Source organism: Candidatus Nitrosopumilus sp. (assembly GCF_040878665.1).
Classification (GTDB): Archaea; Thermoproteota; Nitrososphaeria; order Nitrososphaerales; family Nitrosopumilaceae; genus Nitrosopumilus.
Window position 1 is genome coordinate 162,921 of record NZ_JBBDLU010000006.1, and the last position, 21,507, is coordinate 184,427.

At 34.0% G+C, this 21,507-nt stretch carries 24 protein-coding genes; 14 read left to right on the plus strand and 10 right to left on the minus strand.

Annotated elements, in window-relative coordinates:
- Positions 1-92: 92 nt before the first annotated feature.
- Complete coding sequence (locus WDZ98_RS05550; protein WP_368059153.1) at positions 93-773, plus strand: nitroreductase family protein; 681 nt, start codon at positions 93-95, stop codon at positions 771-773.
- 48 nt (positions 774-821) lie between these two features.
- A complete protein-coding gene (locus WDZ98_RS05555) occupies positions 822-1,037 on the plus strand; it encodes a hypothetical protein (RefSeq protein WP_368059151.1) in 216 nt (71 codons plus the stop codon).
- 71 nt (positions 1,038-1,108) lie between these two features.
- Here WDZ98_RS05555 and leuS read toward each other — a convergent pair whose 3' ends face one another.
- Entirely contained in the window at positions 1,109-3,979 is a 2,871-nt protein-coding gene (gene leuS / locus WDZ98_RS05560) for a leucine--tRNA ligase (RefSeq protein ID WP_368059149.1), read from the minus strand.
- A 4-nt stretch (positions 3,980-3,983) separates the two neighbouring features.
- On the minus strand, positions 3,984-6,653 hold the full coding sequence (gene alaS / locus WDZ98_RS05565) for an alanine--tRNA ligase (protein WP_368059147.1): 2,670 nt from the start codon (positions 6,651-6,653) through the stop codon (positions 3,984-3,986).
- 331 nt (positions 6,654-6,984) lie between these two features.
- On the opposite strand from alaS, the gene WDZ98_RS05570 reads away from it, so the two are divergent.
- The 3 genes from WDZ98_RS05570 to WDZ98_RS05580 all read left to right on the plus strand — a co-directional run bounded on the left by WDZ98_RS05570 (position 6,985) and on the right by WDZ98_RS05580 (position 8,564).
- A complete protein-coding gene (locus tag WDZ98_RS05570) occupies positions 6,985-7,494 on the plus strand; it encodes a hypothetical protein (protein WP_368059145.1) in 510 nt (169 codons plus the stop codon).
- Positions 7,495-7,558: 64 nt separating this feature from the next.
- Positions 7,559-7,852, plus strand: coding sequence for a 50S ribosomal protein P1 (rpl12p, locus tag WDZ98_RS05575; protein WP_368059143.1), 294 nt, complete (start codon positions 7,559-7,561; stop codon positions 7,850-7,852).
- A 79-nt stretch (positions 7,853-7,931) separates the two neighbouring features.
- The gene (locus WDZ98_RS05580) at positions 7,932-8,564 is read left to right on the plus strand and encodes a trimeric intracellular cation channel family protein (protein ID WP_368059141.1); all 633 of its coding nucleotides are present in this window, start codon (positions 7,932-7,934) and stop codon (positions 8,562-8,564) included.
- Here WDZ98_RS05580 and WDZ98_RS05585 read toward each other — a convergent pair.
- Positions 8,561-9,427: a 50S ribosomal protein L10 gene (locus tag WDZ98_RS05585; protein WP_368059139.1), complete on the minus strand. Its 867-nt coding sequence runs from the start codon at positions 9,425-9,427 to the stop codon at positions 8,561-8,563. The two genes, WDZ98_RS05580 and WDZ98_RS05585, sit on opposite strands and share 4 nt — an antisense overlap.
- Positions 9,420-10,082 carry a 50S ribosomal protein L1 gene (locus WDZ98_RS05590; RefSeq protein ID WP_368059137.1) on the minus strand — a complete coding sequence of 221 codons (663 nt, stop codon included), beginning with the start codon at positions 10,080-10,082 and terminating at the stop codon, positions 9,420-9,422. Before WDZ98_RS05590 ends, WDZ98_RS05585 begins: the two co-directional genes overlap by 8 nt.
- A gap of 191 nt (positions 10,083-10,273) precedes the next feature.
- Between WDZ98_RS05590 and WDZ98_RS05595 the strand changes: the two genes are divergently transcribed.
- A complete protein-coding gene (locus tag WDZ98_RS05595) occupies positions 10,274-10,705 on the plus strand; it encodes an Lrp/AsnC family transcriptional regulator (RefSeq protein WP_368059135.1) in 432 nt (143 codons plus the stop codon).
- On the opposite strand, the gene WDZ98_RS05600 is transcribed toward WDZ98_RS05595, so the two are convergent.
- Genes WDZ98_RS05600 through WDZ98_RS05610 form a run of 3 tightly spaced genes read right to left on the minus strand, consistent with a single transcriptional unit; the run spans position 10,706 to position 11,854 of the window.
- Positions 10,706-11,185 carry a 50S ribosomal protein L11 gene (locus tag WDZ98_RS05600; RefSeq protein WP_368059133.1) on the minus strand — a complete coding sequence of 160 codons (480 nt, stop codon included), beginning with the start codon at positions 11,183-11,185 and terminating at the stop codon, positions 10,706-10,708.
- Positions 11,186-11,219: 34 nt separating this feature from the next.
- Positions 11,220-11,678: a transcription elongation factor Spt5 gene (locus tag WDZ98_RS05605; RefSeq protein ID WP_368059131.1), complete on the minus strand. Its 459-nt coding sequence runs from the start codon at positions 11,676-11,678 to the stop codon at positions 11,220-11,222.
- A gap of 2 nt (positions 11,679-11,680) precedes the next feature.
- On the minus strand, positions 11,681-11,854 hold the full coding sequence (locus tag WDZ98_RS05610; protein ID WP_368059129.1) for a protein translocase SEC61 complex subunit gamma: 174 nt from the start codon (positions 11,852-11,854) through the stop codon (positions 11,681-11,683).
- Positions 11,855-11,893: 39 nt separating this feature from the next.
- On the opposite strand from WDZ98_RS05610, the gene WDZ98_RS05615 reads away from it, so the two are divergent.
- Both WDZ98_RS05615 and WDZ98_RS05620 read left to right on the plus strand, forming a co-directional pair.
- Complete coding sequence (locus tag WDZ98_RS05615) at positions 11,894-12,670, plus strand: D-aminoacyl-tRNA deacylase (RefSeq protein ID WP_368059127.1); 777 nt, start codon at positions 11,894-11,896, stop codon at positions 12,668-12,670.
- Positions 12,667-12,966 (plus strand): methylated-DNA--[protein]-cysteine S-methyltransferase, encoded by a 300-nt coding sequence (locus WDZ98_RS05620; RefSeq protein WP_368059125.1) that lies wholly within the window; start codon positions 12,667-12,669, stop codon positions 12,964-12,966. The genes WDZ98_RS05615 and WDZ98_RS05620 overlap by 4 nt, the downstream gene beginning before the upstream one ends.
- Here WDZ98_RS05620 and WDZ98_RS05625 read toward each other — a convergent pair.
- Positions 12,963-13,418 (minus strand): 50S ribosomal protein L19e, encoded by a 456-nt coding sequence (locus WDZ98_RS05625; protein WP_368059123.1) that lies wholly within the window; start codon positions 13,416-13,418, stop codon positions 12,963-12,965. The genes WDZ98_RS05620 and WDZ98_RS05625 overlap by 4 nt on opposite strands.
- Positions 13,402-13,806, minus strand: a complete 405-nt coding sequence (locus WDZ98_RS05630) for a 50S ribosomal protein L32e (protein WP_368059121.1) — start codon at positions 13,804-13,806, stop codon at positions 13,402-13,404. Before WDZ98_RS05630 ends, WDZ98_RS05625 begins: the two co-directional genes overlap by 17 nt.
- 147 nt (positions 13,807-13,953) lie before the next feature.
- Here WDZ98_RS05630 and pckA point away from each other — a divergent pair, with 147 nt between their 5' ends.
- The gene (pckA, locus tag WDZ98_RS05635) at positions 13,954-15,558 is read left to right on the plus strand and encodes a phosphoenolpyruvate carboxykinase (ATP) (RefSeq protein WP_368059119.1); all 1,605 of its coding nucleotides are present in this window, start codon (positions 13,954-13,956) and stop codon (positions 15,556-15,558) included.
- Here the strand turns inward: pckA and WDZ98_RS05640 are convergent.
- Entirely contained in the window at positions 15,542-17,560 is a 2,019-nt protein-coding gene (locus WDZ98_RS05640) for a S8 family serine peptidase (protein ID WP_368059117.1), read from the minus strand. The genes pckA and WDZ98_RS05640 overlap by 17 nt on opposite strands.
- Positions 17,561-17,663: 103 nt before the next feature.
- Between WDZ98_RS05640 and WDZ98_RS05645 the strand changes: the two genes are divergently transcribed.
- From WDZ98_RS05645 to WDZ98_RS05665, 5 genes are all read left to right on the plus strand, one after another.
- On the plus strand, positions 17,664-18,284 hold the full coding sequence (locus WDZ98_RS05645) for a superoxide dismutase (protein ID WP_368059115.1): 621 nt from the start codon (positions 17,664-17,666) through the stop codon (positions 18,282-18,284).
- Positions 18,285-18,381: 97 nt separating this feature from the next.
- Positions 18,382-18,807: a prefoldin subunit alpha gene (gene pfdA / locus WDZ98_RS05650; RefSeq protein WP_368059113.1), complete on the plus strand. Its 426-nt coding sequence runs from the start codon at positions 18,382-18,384 to the stop codon at positions 18,805-18,807.
- 3 nt (positions 18,808-18,810) lie between these two features.
- Positions 18,811-20,076 carry a signal recognition particle-docking protein FtsY gene (gene ftsY / locus WDZ98_RS05655; RefSeq protein ID WP_368059111.1) on the plus strand — a complete coding sequence of 422 codons (1,266 nt, stop codon included), beginning with the start codon at positions 18,811-18,813 and terminating at the stop codon, positions 20,074-20,076.
- Positions 20,073-20,987: an ornithine carbamoyltransferase gene (argF, locus tag WDZ98_RS05660; protein ID WP_368059109.1), complete on the plus strand. Its 915-nt coding sequence runs from the start codon at positions 20,073-20,075 to the stop codon at positions 20,985-20,987. Before ftsY ends, argF begins: the two co-directional genes overlap by 4 nt.
- Positions 20,988-21,023: 36 nt before the next feature.
- Positions 21,024-21,506: a 50S ribosomal protein L18 gene (locus WDZ98_RS05665; RefSeq protein ID WP_368059107.1), complete on the plus strand. Its 483-nt coding sequence runs from the start codon at positions 21,024-21,026 to the stop codon at positions 21,504-21,506.
- Position 21,507: the final 1 nt, after the last annotated feature.

The window sequence follows — 21,507 nt, forward strand, 5'->3', positions numbered from 1 at the left end:
GATTACAACATGTTTCAGACCTTAAGACAATCACTGTCATCAGAAAACACTCGTTTCTGATCTTAAGTGAAGAGCTGTCATCAACATCCATTGTGGGTTTGATCTTAAGCTCAATTTACCTTTTTTATTCAATTAAATTTGGTAATATTTTTAGAAAAAATATGGATATATTTGAGGCAATAAAGACGAGACGTTCTGTTAAAAGTTTTGATAAAAACTATAAAATGACAAAAGATGAAATTCATCAACTTCTTGAATTAGCAATTTTATCTCCCACATCGTACAACATTCAAAATTGGAGGTTTGTCACTACTACTGATCAAACAATTAAAAATAAACTATCTGAATTATCTCATGGTCAGCAACAAGTATCTGATGCATCACTTGTAATAATTTTATGTGCTGATTTGAACTCTTGGAATAAAGAGCCTGAGAGATATTGGGCAAACATATCTGACGAATCACGTAATGCACTGATTGCTTCACTTAGAAATTCCTATAATGGTAAATTAGAACAACAACGCGATGAAGCAATGCGTTCATGTGGCATGGCTGCTCAAACTATAATGCTTGCAGCAAAATCTATGGGATATGATACTTGTCCTATGAAGGGATTTGATTATAATTCTGTTGGAAAGATGATTAACCTACCTGATGATCATATCATATCTATGATGGTTGTGGTGGGAAAAAAGCTTAAAGATGCGTCTCCTAGGGGTGGTCAATTACCACTAGCTGATGTTGTTTTTGAGAATAGTTTCAAAAATATGTAATATTTTAAAATGATCTTCATTTATTATCTATGATATCTTGAAGATGTTATGGGCATAGATGAGGCAATTAAGAAGCTAGAGGTTTCTAACCAAGGCATAAATGTAATTTTGGAGAATCTTGATGAACAACTTACAGATTTACGCTCAGATCCTAGGTTAGAAGGATTAGTGGATGACTTGGAGAATCTGTTTTATGCCTATCTTAAAACATGGATTAAGAGTAATACTGAGATTATTGATATTTTGAATAAAGAGAAAAAATAGATTTATTCGTTAAACATATTTTTACTATCTGCTAATCTATTTTGTCTATCATTAGATGTTCTTCCAATTCATTACTCAATCAAAATTGCTGGCTTGAATGGTCTTGCATGTCTAGCTTTTCCTTTTGGATCATAGATGTTCTCATCTGATTCAGAATACACTGAAATTTCTACTCCGAATTCTTTCTTACCTATACTGGCTAGTTCTTTTGAGAGAAATTCTTTTTCATCAAATTCTGCAGATTCCAACTTCATGGTTTTGATTTCTTCAGATTCTGAATGCAAGTCCTTGATTACTTTTTGTATGTAATCTGGCATTTTTTTAGCTTCTGAAGTTTGAGAATCTGCAATGAGTTCTTTCATTATAACTCCCATGTTGTTTTGACCTCCTACCATCATACTGAGTATCTTGCGATACACTGTTGACTTCAATTCATCAGAATTTACATAAATTACAATTTTTTGTGGAGTTATTTTTGTAACTTTGAGAATGTTTACAATGTCATCTATAGTTGATTTGAGTAACTCTTCGGATTGAATTGATGTTGCATTGACATTTTCTTTAGAGTATTGCGGCCATTGTGATTTTGAAACTAAATCGGTTCCTCCAAGTTTTTCCCACATCTCTTCAGCTATATGTGGTGCAAATGGAGACAGCATTGCAACACGAGCTGAATTTATTTGATGTAATATTCCTGAAATATCTTCTCTTCCTTTGGCTTTGACTCTTTTTGCATACCAGCTTAAATCCGATTCAAATGTGAACAAAATATCATGTAGTGCTTCACGTAATCTCATCTTCTCAACTGCTTCTGTGATTTCAGCTATTTTGTTCTGGGTTTTAGATAGAATCCATCTATCTTCTGCTTGTAATTCAGGAATTGGACTTTTTTTGAGCCTAGAACACTCTTCTAACAAGGACTCTAATTTGTTTTGAATCCCAAATACCGATTCCATGTTAAAATCAGCATCTTGAAGTAATTCAGCTGACGAAATAATTGCTAATCTGATTGGGTCTGCCCCATGTTCTCTAATTGCAGTACGTAAGGGAATGATGTTTCCCATACTCTTACTCATCTTAGCACCATTCATCATCACACTACCATTAACCACAATTTCTCGTGGCCACAATTTTTTATCAAATATTGCAACGTGATTCAAAACAAAAAATGACAAGTGGTTCTGTACCAGATCTCTGCCTGAATGTCTTGAATCAACTGGATAAAAGTAAGTAAATTCTTTTTTCATTGTATTGATAATCTCTTCAGAAAGTTTGGAAGTACTTGCAACTAATGATGTATCTCCTTTATCTAACAAAACATAATCAAAGAACTCTTTGGTGAGATTCTCAGGTTGTACGGTTTCATCATTTACAAATCGTGAAAGTGTATAGTATGCCATGTAAATTACACTATCAGACAATGACTCTACAATCCAATCCTTATCCCATGGTAGTTTAGTTCCTAATCCTTGCTGTCTTGCACAAGCTCGTTCATGTAACCAATCAATTACCTCTTTGAATTCTGTTTTGATATTGTTTGGTAGAATATTCATATCATCAAAACAATTACGAGCCAGTTCTTTCCACTCTTCATCCCCATAATTGAGAAACCATTGATTGTTCAATACTTTGACAACACACTCTGCTCCACAACGACAACGTACTGGAGCATTCTCAAGCACTGGGAATTTTTCCAAATAATTATTCTCTTCTAACCATGCTCTTACTTTGTCTCGTCCAAACTGCACTTTTTCATTATTGAATTTGTCACATTTTTCATTAAGTTTTCCATCTGTAAATTCTTTGAGATACAATTCTTTTGTGGCCTCTTCTAATTTGGAGTCTGATTGGTCTGACACTCCTAATTTTTCACAAATTTGTTTTGCTGGAATGGCATCATATCCTTCAGTAATTATAATGGGTATGGGTTCAATTTGAGATGCTAATTCATAGTTTTTAGCCTTCAAATCCATTAGTGCTTGGTAATCTTTTGGTGCATGAGCAGGTACTGACATTACTAATCCTGTACCCATGCCGGGCTCTACAAAATCAGCTGGTAAAATTAAAATCTCAGCACCACTATGTGGCGCTGTAGCTGATTTTCCAATCAATTCTTTTCCTGAAATATCCCCAATTATTGAAACCTCTTTTTCAAAGAACTTTATTTTATGTACACACTCTTCAGATACTATCCATTTTTCATTATCAACTGCAACTTTTTTGTATGTTACGTTTGGATTAGCCCACAAATTTGTAACTCCAAAAATCGTTTCAGGTCTTAGAGTTGTAATTGGAAAAATAAATTCATCAAACTTAAATTTGACTAGGAAATTTTTATCATCAATTTTTGGTTCTACATCTCCCATTGTATCATGTTGTGATACTGGGTTTTGATCCTTAGGACACCATCCGACTGGATGGGATCCTTGAATGATTCTACCTTTCTCTTTGAGTGTTGTAATTTGCCATTCAATAAACTTTTGATAACCTGGGTCTATAGTTGTAAATTCTCTACGCCAATCAATGGAGTAACCCATCTCAATCATTCCAGATTTAATTTCTTCATGAAAATAATCTGCAATCTTTATTGGTTCAACAAATGTTTTAATATCTTCTTCTGGAACGTGGTAAATATTTCGTAACCCATCAAGAATTTCCTTTTCTCCTGCTTCAATTCTTTTTGCCATGCCAAGTACCGGCGTTCCAGTATAGTGGAATCCCATTGGAAACAGTACATTGTATCCTTGCATTCGATAAAATCTTGCATGCACATCAGCTAATGTGTATGTTCTACCATGTCCAATATGTTGTGGGGAGTTTGGATATGGATATGCAACTGTGATGAATTTTTTTAGTTTCTCATTTGGGTTTGTCTCAAAGTCTTTTGATTCGGCCCATTTTCTCTGCCATTTTGTTTCTATTTCATTCCAGTTTATTGTCATAATGTTATCCTAAAATCATTGATTTTGCTTTGGTTATTGCCTCGTCTTTTTTAGATGTGTCTTTTCCTCCACCTTGAGCAAATTTTGTATCACCACCACCAGACCCCCCTAAAATTGAGGCTATTTCCTTAGCTATCTCACCCGAATTTACACCTGATTCTTCTCCTGCATGCACCATAATTCTAACAGTTGGCCCTGATTCAAAAATTCCACAAAATGCGGCTTTACTATCTTTGGCAACTAGTTTCTTTCCAAAGTTTTGATGGAAATAATCATCATAATTTTCACTTGCAGTAAAGCAGAGTTTATCTTTTACAGTAATACCTTCAATATCTCCTGATTCTCCAGATAAGATCTTTTCTAATAATATTGGAATGTATTCTCTAGCTTTTTGTTTATTTTCATCCCTTTGTTTTTCTAATGCTTGTTTTGCAATTTGCTCTTCTGCTCGTTTCTTTGAATTCGCTTCTTGTTGTTTAACATACTCAAACGCAGTAGGGCCTGAAACAAACTCTAGACGTACAACTCCGTCTTGAATTCTTTTAGTCTTTGTAATTTTGATTAGTTCTATGTCTCCAGTTTTCTTTACATGTGTTCCGCCACAAGCTTCAATATCTTTATCTTCTATTGATACAATTCGTACAGATTTTACTGGAACTACTCCACCTTGATAAATTCTAAATCCATATTTTTGTTCAGCAGTACCTCTATCAAAATATTCTATGTTTACAGGATAATTCTGTTTAACCATTGCATTAGATTCATCTTCAATTTGTTTTACTTGTTCATCAGTTAGTGAAGAGTGATGTGTGATGTCTAATCTTGCATGATCTGCTTCTTTGAAAGCTGAATGCTGCCAAATCCATGATCCTAAAATTTTTCGAGATGATGTATTTAGAATGTGTGTGCTTGTATGGTTTTTGGTAATATTTGCTCGTCTAGTTTCGTCGACTTTGCATGAAACTATTTCTCCTTCTTTTGGCACTCCTCCTTCAAGTCTGTGAACGATAATGTTTGCATGTTTATCTACATTAATCACATTGAATCCTGCTATGTTGCCATGGTCTGGTTCTTGTCCTCCTCCTCGTGCATAAAATGAAGTTCTATCTAATACCACTTGGTCATCAAAGACTTTGATTACTTTGGCCTCAAACTCCATTGGATCATCTTTGTAAAATAGAGTCTCAGTTTCAGGTAGCTCATCTAGTGGAAGCTCTGCTATTGCCTTTTTCTTTTCAGACTGGTGTAAATCAGATAATTTAGAATAAAATGATGATGGGATCTCTGAAATCGCATCAACTTCTTTGAGATATTCTGGCGTGATACCATCTGATTCGTATAATGTGATCAGTTCATCTACACTAGGTGTACCTTTACCTCGAATTTTTTCTGCTTTCTTCTTCATGTGTACCTTTGATTCTTCATATCTTGCTGATTCTATTTTGAGAATTTGTTTGACATCTTCTCTTTTCTCATCAAGCTCTGGATATGTGTCTCTGAGATAGTCAATATGCGTGTCAATCAAATCATCTATGTCAAGACTGAGGTTGAGTTTGCTAATTGTTGCATTGATTCTTCGTAACATCATTCTTAGGTTATATCCGCCACCTACATTACTTGGTAAAGCTCCATCAGTAATTGCAAATATCAAAGTTCGAAGATGATCTGCAATCAAATATATTCCTTCTAAAGGCATGATCATTTTGTTTAGTTGATCATCTGATAATCCTGCTTTCTTTATTGCATGACGTCTGACCTCATTAAGATCTTCAAAATTATCTAATGCCTTTGCAATTTCTGTAAAGTATTTTCTTAATACTTCTGAATCAGAATCAATTCCAATTTTCTCAAATAATTTTTGATTGATTGGGCCAAAACAACAATCGTATGCAGTTGGTGTTCCCATTGTAATCCATGCAAATCTTTCTAATCCTGCACCCATGTCTATAACTCTTTGATCAAGTGTAGTATGTTTACCTAGTTCTCCTTGAAATTCTGTAAACACTGCATTTCCTAGTTCTAAACCTCTGACAAAATATTCCAGTGATGGACCAAAAGATCCTCCTCCTGCCCACACATCTTCAACAAATACAACTTCTTCTTTTTTTATGCCAAATTGATCTGTTAATAATCTAAAATCTAAATCCACACATTCATCTTTCCAATACCCCTGTGCATCTGGAATGCTATGTTGGCCAATCATACAGAAACTTGAAAAGTGTCTACCTGTAACTCCTACATTTTCTAAATCTTTGAATCTCAAACAGGTTTGTGGCACTACCAATGGATTTGCAGGAAATTCAAATACTACTTTAGAACCCATTATTCTTTGAAAATCCACAATTGACGCAATTGTAAAAAACAAATCATCTCGCCATCTGCATACCACTGGATATCTACTAACTGATGTGTGATTATTTTTTACGAAAAACTCTTCTACTTGTTTCCAAGATTGCGTGTAATCAAATCTCTTTGAAGTTGGTGGTTCACCAATGAATGAGTACGTATCGTCTGCGTCATCCGGGCATAAATTTCGTCCTGCATTTAGAGTCCAAAAAAATCTGCCGCATTTTGAGCATGCCTTTCTAACAAAACCTTGCTCTTGGAATAATTTTACCCTGTAATATCTGTCAGGATCGGATGAAAATTCTTTTAAGATCTCTTTTTTATCCAACGTTGAGCCTGCTTTCATCCGATATTAAGAATTGTCGTTCACTACATTGAGATCAGAATTTATCATGTGATATTTTTTTATACTAGTTTTATTCTGCACAATTATGAAATGTCAATGCAATACTGACAGATTGTGCATGTTTCATTATGTGGCAAAATACCCTGATTCCATAAAGCCAAAGAACTGATTTCTCAAATCTGAGACCTCGTGGAATTTTCTTTCTATTTTCAATAGACTAACCTTCTGATGTCGGTTTTTTACAATGGAAATAATTGGTGACTATTATGTCCGATTTGATAGTAATAAATACAATACATAATGTCTTCTATTCATGTTTGGTAAAAAACCTGTTTTAAAGGAAGGAACTCCTGTTTTCTCAATTAAAAAAAATGGTGATTTCAATGATTTTATTTTTGGGATGGTTACTGGGATAGATGGAAAAAAAGTTGGAGTTAGCGGTGTAATTGTTAATCCAGTTGGTTTGAAAAATAAAATAGCGCAAGGAAAGACAGGTGAACGATCACAAGAAATACTTGAACATCCAACACCAGATAATGTGGTGTTAGCTTTAGTGTATAGAGTTGAACATGAAAATTTTGCTGATGTATTAGATCTTGATACTGATAAATGTGATATTCTTCCTCCAAAAATTTATGCAATGTTAGATGGTTGGATTCGTGAATCTTTACCTGAATTCATTAATACTGTTTTATCTTTACCGTCAGGTTCTGAAAGAGATGAAGCAAAACGAGTTTTACGACATAGAATGGATACTTTGACTGATACCCATCTAAAACGAACATTATATTCTGTTTGTCGAAGTCTCAAAATTTTGAACTGATTTTCAATTTTTATGCATAACTTCTGCATAGTTTTATATTATGCCCTAAGAAAATCTCGATACAATGGAATATGTTTACGCTGCTTTACTTCTTCACAAGCTAGAAAAAGAAGTTAACGAAGCCAATATCAGCTCAGTTGTTAAAGCATCTGGTGCTGATGTTAATGAAGCTCAAGTTAAAGCACTAGTAGCAGCCTTAGCCGATGTAAATATCGATGAGGCAGTTAAAGCCGCACCTGTAGCAGTTGCAGCAGCAGCCGCACCAGCAGCAGCCGCTGAAGCAAAGGAAGAAAAACCTAAAGATACAGGTAAAAGCGAAGAAGCAGCCATGGAAGGATTGTCTTCTCTATTCGGCTAAACAACTTTACTTTTTTCAATTTAATTTTGATTTTTATTTTTGTTAATCTTAATTAGGACTTGTATTGCAATTTTGTTAATTGGTAGATTTCGCTTTTCCAATAGATGGCTTCATTAGTCTTCTTGATTATTTGGGTACGATAGCTTTTGCAGTTACAGGTGCAGCAAAGGCAATTTCACATAAAGCTGATATTTTTGGAATTATTGTTTTAGCAACTGTTGTAGGTGTGTCTGGCGGTATAACTCGTGATGTGATTTTTGGACGATTTCCAACTGCTTTTTCAGATCCAATCTATGTTACTATTTCTGTTATTACTGGAGTAACCATGTTTTTTCTTTACTCTAAACTAAAAAAACAAATGAATGTATGGTTAATTTTTGATGCAGTAGGGTTAGGTGTTTTCTCAATTATTGGTTCATCAATAGCATATCAAATAATTGGATTGAATTTTTTACCTATGCTTTTTGCAGGAATAATTACTGCGATAGGTGGAGGAATTCTCAGAGATGTGTTTGTAAGAGAAATTCCAATTGTGTTTGTAAAAGAGGTTTATGCAGTTGCAAGTATTGTTGGAATCACAATCTTCTATGTGTTTCTTTCATCTGGTATAGATATACAAATCGCATCTGTTATTGGAATCGCATTTACTACTGGTATTAGATTGCTTGCAATGAAGTATAATTGGAATTTACCTAAAGTACAAGAAACTTAGGCTGGTGTGTAATCTTTTGCTTGATTCGCAACGGATTTTGCTTGAGCATTTGCTTTTTGCAAAATTTGCTCTTTTGTCTCATCTGTCATAAATCCTGATTCAATAGATAATGAACGAGCATATTGTGAAGCTTTGCTGAGAATTTGTGAGATATTATCTGCAGTAATGTATGCTGCTTCGATTGATAACGAAACTGCTTCTTGGTGTGCTTGTGAAAATTGTGATCTTATCTTCTCAACATCAATTATCATCTCTGCTTCTACATATTTTTTGCCTTCTTCTAGTGCTGTAAACAGTGAAATTCCTGCTTCTACTGGCTTGATATCTAATTTACCTAAAAGTGATGCTAATTTTTCATTAATTATTCCACCTCTTAATACTGGTGTACTATCTTTTGAAATCCAAATTGTTCCTTGATCTATTTTAGTTGGAATTCCTGCTTCTTTGAATTCTGTGAGCATTGGACCTGGTGCAATACCTGTGTTTTTTGCAGGAACCACGATGTCTATACTTGCAATATCTCCTCCTCTTGCACCCATCATGATTTTATTTTTGGCTAGGAGGACGTTAAGCTTGAATGGCGACATGTTTGTAAACATGAACATACATTGCCCTGTCAGTTCTTTGGCAATCTCTTTAATTCCTGGAATGTCTAGTTTGTCTAATGCTATTTTTGCAACTTTGTCTTTGATACAAATAATCTCCACTTCATCTTTGAGAGTTTTTCTTAAAGGTAAGATCTGACTTGAACGAACCTTATTCGTTTTGATAATTGCAATTACTTTGTATTTTTTTGGAAGCTCTTGTAATTGTTGATACATCTGAGTTTTCTTTTTAGGATATGTAGTTCTATTTTCATGCATGTTTCTTCTTTGCCTCTTGGATTTCTTTAATTGGTTTACCCATTGTCGTCTTTATGATGATTCTTCTCATGTTCTTCTCTCCGTTTGGTAATTTTTTTTCAATTGCACTTAGTACTGCATGTGCATTAATTGCCAAATCTGCATCTTCCATGGTTTCGTCACCAATTTTACATGATGTTGATAATGATGCTCTTGTTCTAACTTTAATTGATGATCTAAATCTTTGTAAAAATGCCTCGATTGATGCATCAAATGGTACTGGTGTTGGCATTTTTCCTCTAGGACCTAAAAATTGACCCAAAGTTTTTCCGACTGTTGGCATCACTTTGGTATCTGCTAAAAAGAAATCATATTTGTTAATGAATTTTCGAGATTCTCTTTTGTTAGTTGCAAATTTATCCAATTCTGCAGATCCAATAACTGAATCTGCTTTTGCTTTTTTTGCTTTTTCACTCATATCTCCTGTAGCCATCACACAAACTGTTGCAGGTGAATTTGTCTTTGGTAGCTGGACTACCTCATTTAATGCAAAGCCTTTCTTTACATCGATATCTTTGAAACTCATAATCAGCTCTATTGACTGCTTAAACTTTTTTTGTTTAGTGGCTGTTTTTGCTTTTTTAATCATCTCAGCAAGATGAGCTTCGGTAATCATTACGAACATTTTCCTAGACAGCCTACTTAAAATCGTTTAGAGGTTGAGATTTTTGATAAGCATTTTTTTTAAATAATTACACATTTCCTACAAAATAATTACAATTTCACAGGGAATTTTACTCAAAACCTACATATATTAAATCACAACCACGTTTTTCTAACAAGTTGCACCGCTTTGATGAATTAGATATGAAATTGCTTTTTGAATTGACCCTTGATGGTTCTATTTCAGTTCCTGCTTTGTCAAAAAAACTTGGAATCAATGCATCCGTTTTGTATAGTAGAATTAAGAGGTTAATGAAGAAGAAACTAATTAAAAAATTCACCATTGAAATTGACGATTCCTTACTGGGAATAGGAGTAAAGGCTTCGGTGGGAATTAATCGAGATCCAAAGTTAAAGGATTCTATTCATAAAAAATTCATAGACATAACTGAGGTTGTCTCCATTTCAGAAGTCACTGGTAGGTTTGACATTATAATTCAAGTTTATGCTAAAAATCTTGAAGCACTTCATTCAGTAGTAATTGAAAAAATTGGAAAAATCGAAGGTATTCAAAATACTGAAACCTTTGTTGAATTACAAAAAACTGACAAAAATCCTGTTTATTTGATTAAATAGTTATTGGAATTTTGCATCCCATTTACCTTCATTCACTTCGGCAGTGATCTCTTTTGGTGTTTTGCCTTCCACCTTTACTCCTAATGCTAGACATGTTCCAATGATTGTCTTTGCAACCGATTTTAATGAAGAAGCATAAGATTTCTCGAGTTTTGTGTTTGCCACTTTGATAACTGCATCCATTGTTATGTCTCCTGCCCATGTAGTTCCAGAAGCTCCTGAGCCTTTTTGGATTCCTGCTTCTTTCATAATTAATGCAGCTGCAGAAGGAATTCCGATTTCAATCGTGTATTTTTTTGTGTCTGTATTAACAGCTACTGTTACAGGAACTTTCATTCCTTCAAAGTCTTTTGTTTTATCATTAATTGATTGTATGACTTCCATAATGTTTACTCCCAGAGGACCTAATGCCGGACCTAACGGTGGACCTGCTGATGCTCCTCCACCTGTTACGAGTGCTGATACTTTTTGTTCTCCCATGTTAAATCAACTTAAAATGAAAATTTAATCCTTCCTAAGCCTCACTTGAAAGCTTTAGGTAATTTGCGTCTACTGTTACTGGTAATTGATATGATGCATCTAACAAAACAACTGTTGCTTCTTCTTTTTCAACATCTATTCTGGTGATAGTTGCTTTCATTCCTTTGAATGGACCTCCTGTAATCTCCACTATGTTATCTACTGCTAATTGTGAAACTGTTGATTTTTTAACAAGATATCCTTCAATATCTTTGAATTCTAACTCTCCTCGTAATTGACCCCGAATGTGTCTAACTCCTTCAACTGCCATATATGCATCACTTGGATTGATTGCCTCAATTACAACATATCCTTTAAGATTATCCACTAACAGGACTGATTGAATGTTAATTTGATTCGTAGCAGCTTTTGCTTCTAATAATCTCATTACTACTTTTTCTTGTCCACCCGTGGTTCTAATTGCAAATAAGTGTGATTTTATTTCTTCTGACAATTTTATCTCCCAAATGTAATTACAGAAAAGACAAACTGTATAGTAAAACCTATAGCTCCTACACCAGCTATTCCTAATAATACAAGTCTAAGATGTTGTTGGTATTCCTCTTTATCTGGTTTTTTAGCCATTTTCATTGTATTGACCATGTTTTTCATAGTTTGCCTAGGGTTCATTGGTGGAAATTAATAAGGTGTCCTTATATCTCTTATCTCATGGAACTTCTAGTTGCGTATCAGGACGATCCTGCCGGTTACAATATGGCAAAATTTCTTTCAAAAGAAATGATTTTGGAGAATGATGTATTTCACGGACAATATTATGACCTTGTTGTGATTTCTACCCCATCCATTTCTGCTGATTGGCTAGAAGAGAAATATGATTACGATGGATTTACATTTCTTTCAAAACATGCTGCCGAATCTGGTGTGTTAGCTTTGACTTGTCATAGTACTGGAAATTTTTCTGATGCAAAATTTGGTGGAAATGTTCGACAAATTGCAATTCCCAACCCTGATCTTCAAAAAACATATCTGCAAACTTTAAAAAAAAATCAATCACAATTCTCTGCTTTTCAAATTACAATTGAGGCTACTCATCATGGACCTACTGCACTTACTAAACCCTCCATCTTTATCGAAATTGGAACTACTGAAAAACAATGGAATGATGTATCTTTGTGTGAATCTGTAGCGACTATAGTTCATCAGGTGATGTCACAACCAATCAAAGAACATCCAGTAGCAATATGTTTTGGTGGGACTCATTATCCTTCAAAATTTAATGATGAATTATTGAACGGGAAATATGCCCTTGGTACAGTAATTCCAAAACATGCTTTGGATGATCTCGATGAAGAACTATTCTCTCATGTTCTTACACAGAACAGTATGGCAACAGTTGCTCTTTTAGATTGGAGAGGATTAGGTTCTAATAAACAAAAAATACTTGATTTTCTCAAATCAACTGAACTTGAGGTAATCAAACTTTGAATCTCCAACAAAAAATTTTTAAAAAATTACTTGAAGTACCAAAAGGTCAAATCACAACATATGGTGAATTGGCAAAATCTGTTGGACTCAAAAATGGGCAACGTACAGTTGGAAAAATAATGAACAAAAATCCCTATCCTGTAATCATTCCATGTCATAGGGTTGTAATGTCTACTGGAAAAGTTGGTGGTTATGCTTATGGAGAACATGTCAAAATCAAGATGCTAAACGATGAGGGTGTTAAAATCCAAAATGGAAAAATAATTGATTTAAAAAATAAAATTTATCGTTTCTAGTCTTTTCGTTTTTCTTTAATTTCATCCATTAAAGTTCTGAGATGTGCTTTGTTTCTAACCGTATTTCCTCCGACTTTTTTGTAGAGGGACCAAAATTCAGGATTAGTCAAATCTTTTCTGTCTTTTGCTATTTTTAATAATCGTCTTAATGCACGGACTTTTGCTACATATACTTCTTTTTTACCTACTCTGGCACCTTTTGTTCCTTGTTTAGACCCTTGAGTGGTACCTCTTTTATTTTTCTGGGCTTTCTTTACATGTGCTCTGCCTTTTGATGTACCTGTAAATGGTTTAATCTTGATTGTATTTGCGGTGATAAGACTACGAATATTTTCTCTAGTAATTGCATCTGCAACATCATCTAAATGATCTGCATCAAATTTTATTCTGTGAACTCCCACGCCGGTTACTCTGGCTGCCAGTCTTTTTTTAGCTTTAAGATTTACTACCACTTGCACTCACTCTTGCGTTAAATATTTTGAATTTGTTTTCAATTGCTTTTACAATAATTTCTTTTCTCTTTCTAGTACCCACACTGTGTCCAAATCTAACACCATCTTTTTTTGGATCTAGTTTTTCCAAATCCCCTAAATTAAAAACTAAATTATCTGTATACCCTGAAGGATGTAATCCTCTTGCATTTTTTGGTCCGCCATATCCAACTTTTACAAGACCTGGACGACCTCTACTCTTTTGTTTTCTTTGATGATGATCAATACCCTTTGGTTTTCTCCAATTAGTTTGTAGTCTAACATAACGCCAACTTTCTGGTCTGACAAAGTCTGGATTGTGTTCTTTTACCTCTTGTCTCTTTGCAATCTTTTCTTTGTTAATAGGCATCAAATTGACTCTTGAATTTTGGAATAAATACGTTCCTAGATAGAAAAAAATTCTATGTGGGAAAAAGATAATAAGGAAATTCAAGGCGGATCGAATACCTCATGAATCAGCCTGAGATTGAAAAAATAATTTTTGGAGATATGTCATTTGACTGAAATATTAAGTACTATACCTACTGAAAAATTCTCATCACAATTAACTTCTTTTGGAATTAATCCTTCCAAGGTATATCGAAATCTAAGTGTAGATGAAATGGTTAGACTTGCAGTTGAGCGCAAAGAGGGTGTGATAAATTCTACAGGCTCACTTTCAGTTAATACGGGAAAATATACTGGTAGATCTCCTGATGACCGATTTATTGTATATGATGACAAAACCCATGATACAATTGATTGGGGAAAAATCAATCATCAATTTCCAAGTGGAAAATTTGAGAAACTCTTTGAAAAAATGAAAGACTTTGTTGATAATAAGGATCTTTTTGTTTTTGATGGTTTTGTAGGTGCTGATCCTGAAACTCGTTTACCTATTAGAGTAATCAATGATCATGTTTGGCAAAGCATGTTTTCAAGTAATCTGTTTATCCGACCTACCACTCAAGAATTAGAAATTCATGAACCTGAATTTACAATTTTATGCATTAATGACTTTGTAGCAGTTCCTGAAATTGATGGAACTAGAACTGATGTCTTTATCCTAATTGATTTAACAAGAAAAATTGTTTTGATTGGTGGCACTGAATATGCAGGAGAAATGAAAAAATCTATGTTTAGCGTAATGAATTTTCTATTGCCAGAACGTGGTATTTTTCCAATGCATTGCTCTGCAAATATTGGTGAAAAAGGAGACACATCATTATTCTTTGGTTTATCTGGTACTGGTAAAACTACACTTTCAGCAGATCCTAACAGAAAATTAATTGGTGATGATGAACATGGTTGGTCTGATACTGGAACATTCAATTTTGAAGGTGGATGTTATGCAAAATGTATCAATCTTAGTCAAGAAGCAGAACCCGAAATCTGGAATGCAATTAAACCAGGAGCACTTTTAGAAAATGTTGTTCTAAATAACAATGTTCCAGATTATGACGATAACACATTAACAGAAAATACTCGTGTTGGATATCCTTTAGATTACATCCCAGGTGCAATAATCCCAAGTGTTGGAGGACATCCTAAAGTGATTGTATTTTTAACTGCTGATGCATTGGGGGTTTTACCTCCAATTTCTCGACTTACTAAAGAAGGTGCAATGTATCACTTTATGTCTGGATATACTAGTAAATTGGCAGGAACTGAAAGAGGAATTAAAGAACCAAAATCTGTATTTTCTCAGTGTTTTGGAGCACCATTTATGCCTAGACCTGCATCAGTCTATGCAAAACTTCTTGGTGATAAAATCAATAAACACAATACTGTGGTTTATCTTGTTAATACCGGTTGGTCTGGTGGTCCATATGGTGTTGGAAAAAGAATTAAGATTCAATATAGTCGTGCAATGGTTACAGCAGCTCTAACTGGCGCACTTGATATTGTCAAATATCGACATGATGATCTTTTCAATCTAGATATTCCTGTTGAAGTGAGTGGGGTTCCTCCTGAAATTCTAGATCCAAAAAATACTTGGATTGATAAAGATTCGTATCAACTTTCTGCCAAAAAATTATCTCAAATGTTTGTTGAAAACTTTGAGAAATTTGAAAATGTTTCACATGAAATAATTGATGCAGGCCCTAAAATTTCTCAATAGATTGTTTTCTTTTAACAATACCGAATATTACTATTCCAACTAAAATCATTGTAATTATTCCAATTTGTTTTTCAGGGATTTGTATAATGTCAACTCTCTTCTGATTTTCTGAAAGTGAACTAATTTCAATTGTATTAAATGCATCTGATGTATTCCCGTTAACTCTAATTTTTGCATCTATCCAATATTCTGAATTCTCATAAATCTTTACTGTTGCTTTTTTATTTGGAGTTGTAGTTGTTGTATGAATGCTTCCATCTTTACTATTTATAGCTGAAATTTTTGCAAAACTCCATTCATCTGGATGATTTATCTCAAAAATAAGATCTTGATTTTGTTGATTTACTGAAATAGAACCTGGAGTATAATGTATTAGGAATGGAACTACATATCGTATGTCTTTATGATTGATGATTACTTTACCCTCATGATCCCCGAATCTTTCTTCACTCATACTAATTTTGATTCTTAATGTGTTTTCTTCAATGATGTGTGAGAATTTTATAAATTCTGGTCCTTCAAATCTAACATTTATCTCCTCTATGGTTCCTTCAAGCAATTTTAATTCTATTTGTTTCTCCCCTGTTGGTTCTTCTGACGATACACTAAGGACAAAATTTGGAGGCGAAATGATTAATTTTGCACGATAAGCATTTTCTATATCTAGTCTGCCTGCACCTGCCTCATGTATTGAAAACTCTTGCCCATATGCATCTGAAACAGGCTCAACTGTAGTCAACAATATGGATTTAATTTCATGATGGTGTAATTCTGGATTTTTCTGTAGTAACAATGCTGCTGCTCCACTTACATGTGGTGCTGCATAGCTTGTTCCACTAGTAAAATTATACCCTCCATTATTTTGTGTAGTGTTAATGTATGCTCCAGGTGCTACAATCTCAGGTTTGATATAAAATGGCGACACTGGTCCTCTTGAGCTAAAATGTGCTACAAAATCTGGATTGTAAAATAAATGTAATATTGCGTTACTATCTTCTTTAATTGATTCTTTAATCTTTAATCCTTCTTCTCTATCCATTGATACTACTGGGATTTGTGGCTTGTATCCTGGTTCTATAAATTCATGAATTAATTCTCCCAAAAAAATTCCTGGCTTGTCATTATAAACAATTAATGCTTTTGCTCCTACATCAGCAGCATTTTTTTCCTTAATTGAAAAATACAGTAACTCCCCTTCTATGTCACTCCCTCTCTCAACAATTAGAATTGCATTATCTACATCCAAATCTTGTAACTCTCCTTCTTTTCCATGTCCACCAAAAATTATTTTTCCAGTAATCGGTTCTTCTAATTTTGAAGATCCAACCATTGGAATCACTGTAAATGATTTATCGTCTATTTCTAACGTTGCAACCAAACTAGAGGTTAGATTGTTGTATGTTGCGCCTACTGTCACTGATCCAAAATTTCTTCCTGGACTTCCAATCGTTTTTAATTTTGGTCCATCATTTCCTGCGGCAGTTACAACAAAAATTTCTTTCTCTAACGCTAAATTTACTGCATCATCAATCTTTGAATTTGTCTTGTTAACACCTAAACTAATATTGATAATGTCTGCCTGATCTTCAATCGCTTTTTCAATTGCTTTAATTATTAATTCTGATGATACTCCTTCTCCATCTTCTGAAACTTTGTAAGCTAAAATTTTTGCTTTGGGCGCAATTCCTATTATTTGTCCATCTGCAGCAATTACTCCTGCAACTTGAGTGCCGTGACCATTTGTATCTAATGGCGGTTCGCCTTCTTGTATGAAATTATATCCTCCTATCACTTTTCCATCTGGTCCCCATCCGAACAAATCTGGATGATTGAAATCCACTCCGGTATCTATGATTGCAACTTTAATTCCATACCCATTAATTCCATCCATTCTTGGAATGTCTGTTCCTACAAACGGTACACTTCTTTGTAGATAAGTCCGAATTTCATTTTCAGATTGGAAAGTTTGAGACAAAACAAAAATTCCTAAAAATACTATCAATAGAGAAAAAATTCCTAATGATTTCACAAATTATCTGTAAATTTAGTAAGTAAAAACGAATTGCTTCATAAAGCAATAAATTGAATCAATTCTTAAGTTACTCATGGGAAAATACACTCTTCCTGAAATGCCATATGCTTATGATGCATTAGAACCTCATATTGACGCAAAAACAATGGAGATTCATCACACAAAACATCATCAAGCATATACTGACAAACTAAATGCAGCCCTTGAAGCATGTCCAACTGATATCCAATCAAAAGATATCATTGACATTTTGTCTGATATTAAATCAGTACCAGAAGCACAAAGAGGTGCAGTTAATTTCAACGGTGGTGGTTATGATAACCATAGGCTATTTTGGAATAATATGAAACCAAATGGAGGTGGAGAACCTGGAGGATCTATTGCGGATGCAATTAAGAATTCTTTTGGAAGCTTCTCTGACTTCAAAGAGAAATTCTCATCTACTACAGCTGTAATTCAAGGCAGTGGTTGGGGATGGTTAGTTTTCAATCCTACTTCTGGAAAGGTTGAATACAAATCAATGCCAAATCAAACTAGTCCTAGAACTGAAGGATTGATACCTTTACTTGGCTGTGATGTATGGGAACATGCATACTATCTCAACTACCAAAACAAAAGACCTGATTATATCTCAGCATGGTGGAATGTAGTTAATTGGGATGAAGTAGAAAATAGATTCTCTCAAACAAAATAAAGTTCTATCTTTATTTTTTTTATTTACTAATCTACTCACTTGTGGTTTTTCAATTCTATGAATGAATTTATAACCATCTGAGAAAAGTTTGTTGTAAATGAGTGAAGAACAGGCTGAACAATTAATGCAGCAAATGCAAATGCTTGAAAACTATTTCTCTGATTTGTCTAATAGGGAAGGAACATTTCTCAATATATTTAGAGAGGCAATTGCTTCCATTGAATCTATCAAATCATTAAGTCAGAAACCTGAATCAGAAACATTGATCCCAATTGGAATGGGAACATATGTTCCAACAAAAATTTCATCAAATTCAAAAATTGTTTTGAACATAGGTGCAGGAATTGCAGTTGAAAAAGACTTTCCATCAGCAATAAACTATCTTGAAGCAAGAATTAAAGAAATTGAAATTGCTTTACAGGACACTGCTGCAAAAAAGCAAGATGCAGCAGCACGGTTAGAACAAGGAAAAGCACAGATAAATCAATTAATGCAATCTATGTCTTCTCCGCAATCTGGATAAACTATGTTTGACAAACTTCGTAATGCATTTTCAAATGCAGCGAAAAGTCTTGGCGAGAAAGAGCTTAATGAAAAAGATATTGAGAATATTCTTTTTGAATTAGAAATTGCTCTTTTAGAATCTGATGTTGCAATTGAAGTAATTGATTCTATAAAATCTGACTTAAAAGAAAAATTAATTGGTTCAAAAGTTGCTAAAAATGAAATTGAAAAATTTGTTAAAGATAGTTTGATTTCAAGTATCTCTGCAATGTTTGATTCTGTTGGAAAAATTGATCTATTTGAACAAATTAACGAAAAAAAGAAACAAGGACTACCATTTTTAATTTTATTTGTTGGCATTAATGGAACTGGAAAAACTACTTCTTTGGCCAAAGTTGCTTATATGCTAAAAGAAGCAAAATATTCTGTTGTTATTGCCGCTGCTGATACTTTCAGAGCCGGTGCTATAGAACAATTACGAGAACACACAAATCGACTAAATCTAAAAATTGTTGCACAAAATTATGAATCTGATCCTGCAGCTGTTGCTAGAGATGCAGTTCTTTATGCTAAATCTCATAAAACTGATTGTGTATTAATTGACACAGCTGGAAGAATGCAAACAAGTAAAAATCTGATGGAACAGATTAGTAAGATTACCAAAGTCGTAAATCCTGATATGAAAATTTTTGTCGGTGATTCTTTAGCCGGAAATGATACTGTAAATCAAGCACGTGAATTCTTTGAACATGTCAAGTTTAACGGGTCTATTCTAACTAAAAGTGATGCAGATGCTCGTGGTGGTGCAGCATTATCTATTGTTAACGTGACTTCTACTCCAGTCATGTTTGTTGGAGTCGGCCAAGAATACCCTGATTTGATACCCTTTGATAAAGAAGTTTTTTTGGAAAATGTTTTTGGATCCTTGGATGGTGTAACAATTAAAACATCTGATAAACCAGAACCAACATCAGAACCAACATCAGAACCAACATCAGAACCAACACCAGAACCTGAATTATCTTCAAATGATCCTTTTGACGGAATTGACGATGTTGATATTACTACATATTCTGATTTGTTTGATATTCCTCCACCTGAAAATGATCGCGATGCAACTCTATTAGGAAATAAAATTCGTGATTGGATTAAACATGGTAGACGCCAATCAGGATCGTCCTCAGATCAAGAAATCAATGACAAATCTGATACAAATAATATACAAAAACATGATAAAGAAGAAAAATCTAAAAAGAAACGAGGTAGATTCGGATTCTTTAGGAAATGAAACTCAAAACCAAAAACCTGCTGACTTTAGCAGAATTAACTCCAAAGGAATTTTTAGGATTAATTGATTCTTCAATACAATTAAAAAAAGAACTCAAAAAAGGAATATGCAAACCTCTTTTGAAAAATAAAACACTGACCATGATTTTTCAAAAACCTTCAACTAGAACTCGTGTTAGTCTTGAAATTGGCATGTTTCAATTAGGTGGTCATGCAATCAATTTATCATCTAATGACATGCAATTGTCTCGTGGTGAGTCTATTGAAGATACAGCAAAAACTCTTTCAGGTTATTCTGATTGTATTATGGCACGTGTTTATGAACATAAGTTATTGGAAACACTATCTGAACATGCAAGCATTCCTGTAATTAATGGACTATCTGATTCTTTTCATCCATGTCAGATTTTAGCAGACTTTATGACGATTAAAGAAAAGAAAAAAAAATTCAAAGGATTAAAAATTGCTTGGGTAGGAGATGGAAATAATGTGTGTAATTCTATGATTTATGGTGCTGCCTTGTCTGGAATTGATATGTTTATTGCAACTCCTAAAGGATTTGAACCCGAAAACTATGTGGTTAAAGAATCTCAAAAATTAACAAACATCGAATTAACTACTGATCCTTTACTTGCAACTAAAAATGCTGATGTGGTTGTAACTGATACATATTCTTCTATTCATAATCAAGATCCAAAACGAATCGAAAAATTCCTTCCAAAATATCAAATTAATTCAAAACTGATGAATATTGCAAAGAAAAATGCGATCTTCTTACATTGTCTTCCAGCTAAACGAGGACAAGAAGTCACATCATCAGTTATTGATGGTCCTCAATCAGTTGTTTGGGATGAGGCAGAAAATCGTTTACATACTCAGAAAGCTTTACTTGCTGCTCTAATTCGCGCTTAACGTATATAAGAGCAGATTCAAACTCGGTTTCTATAGATGGCCTATTCAAAAATATTACGACGATTAAGAGAGGAAAAGACCAATTATAAAAAACGCGGAACCATGTTGATGGGTAAGCGAGATTTTATCACTGTAAATATCACTAATGAAAATACACAAGTACAAATTCTCAAGCCTGGAATGACTGGAGACAAAGTTTTAGCATCTGCACATTCTAGATATCTTCTTGAAAAAGGTTGGAAAGGTTCTAGAAAAAGTGTACCTGCTGCATATCTTACTGGATATTTAGCTGGTAAGAAAGCACTTGGACAAGGTGCAAAAGATGCTATTTTGTATACTGGAACAAGAAGATATACTCAAAGAATGGCAGCAGCTCTTAAAGGTGTGATTGATGCTGGCGTTCAAGTTCCAGCTGATGAAGAAACATTTCCACCAGAGGATAGAATTAACGGTGAACACTTGACAATAAAAAATGAAATCTCAAAAATAAAATCTTCAATAGATAATGAGGTTAAATAGA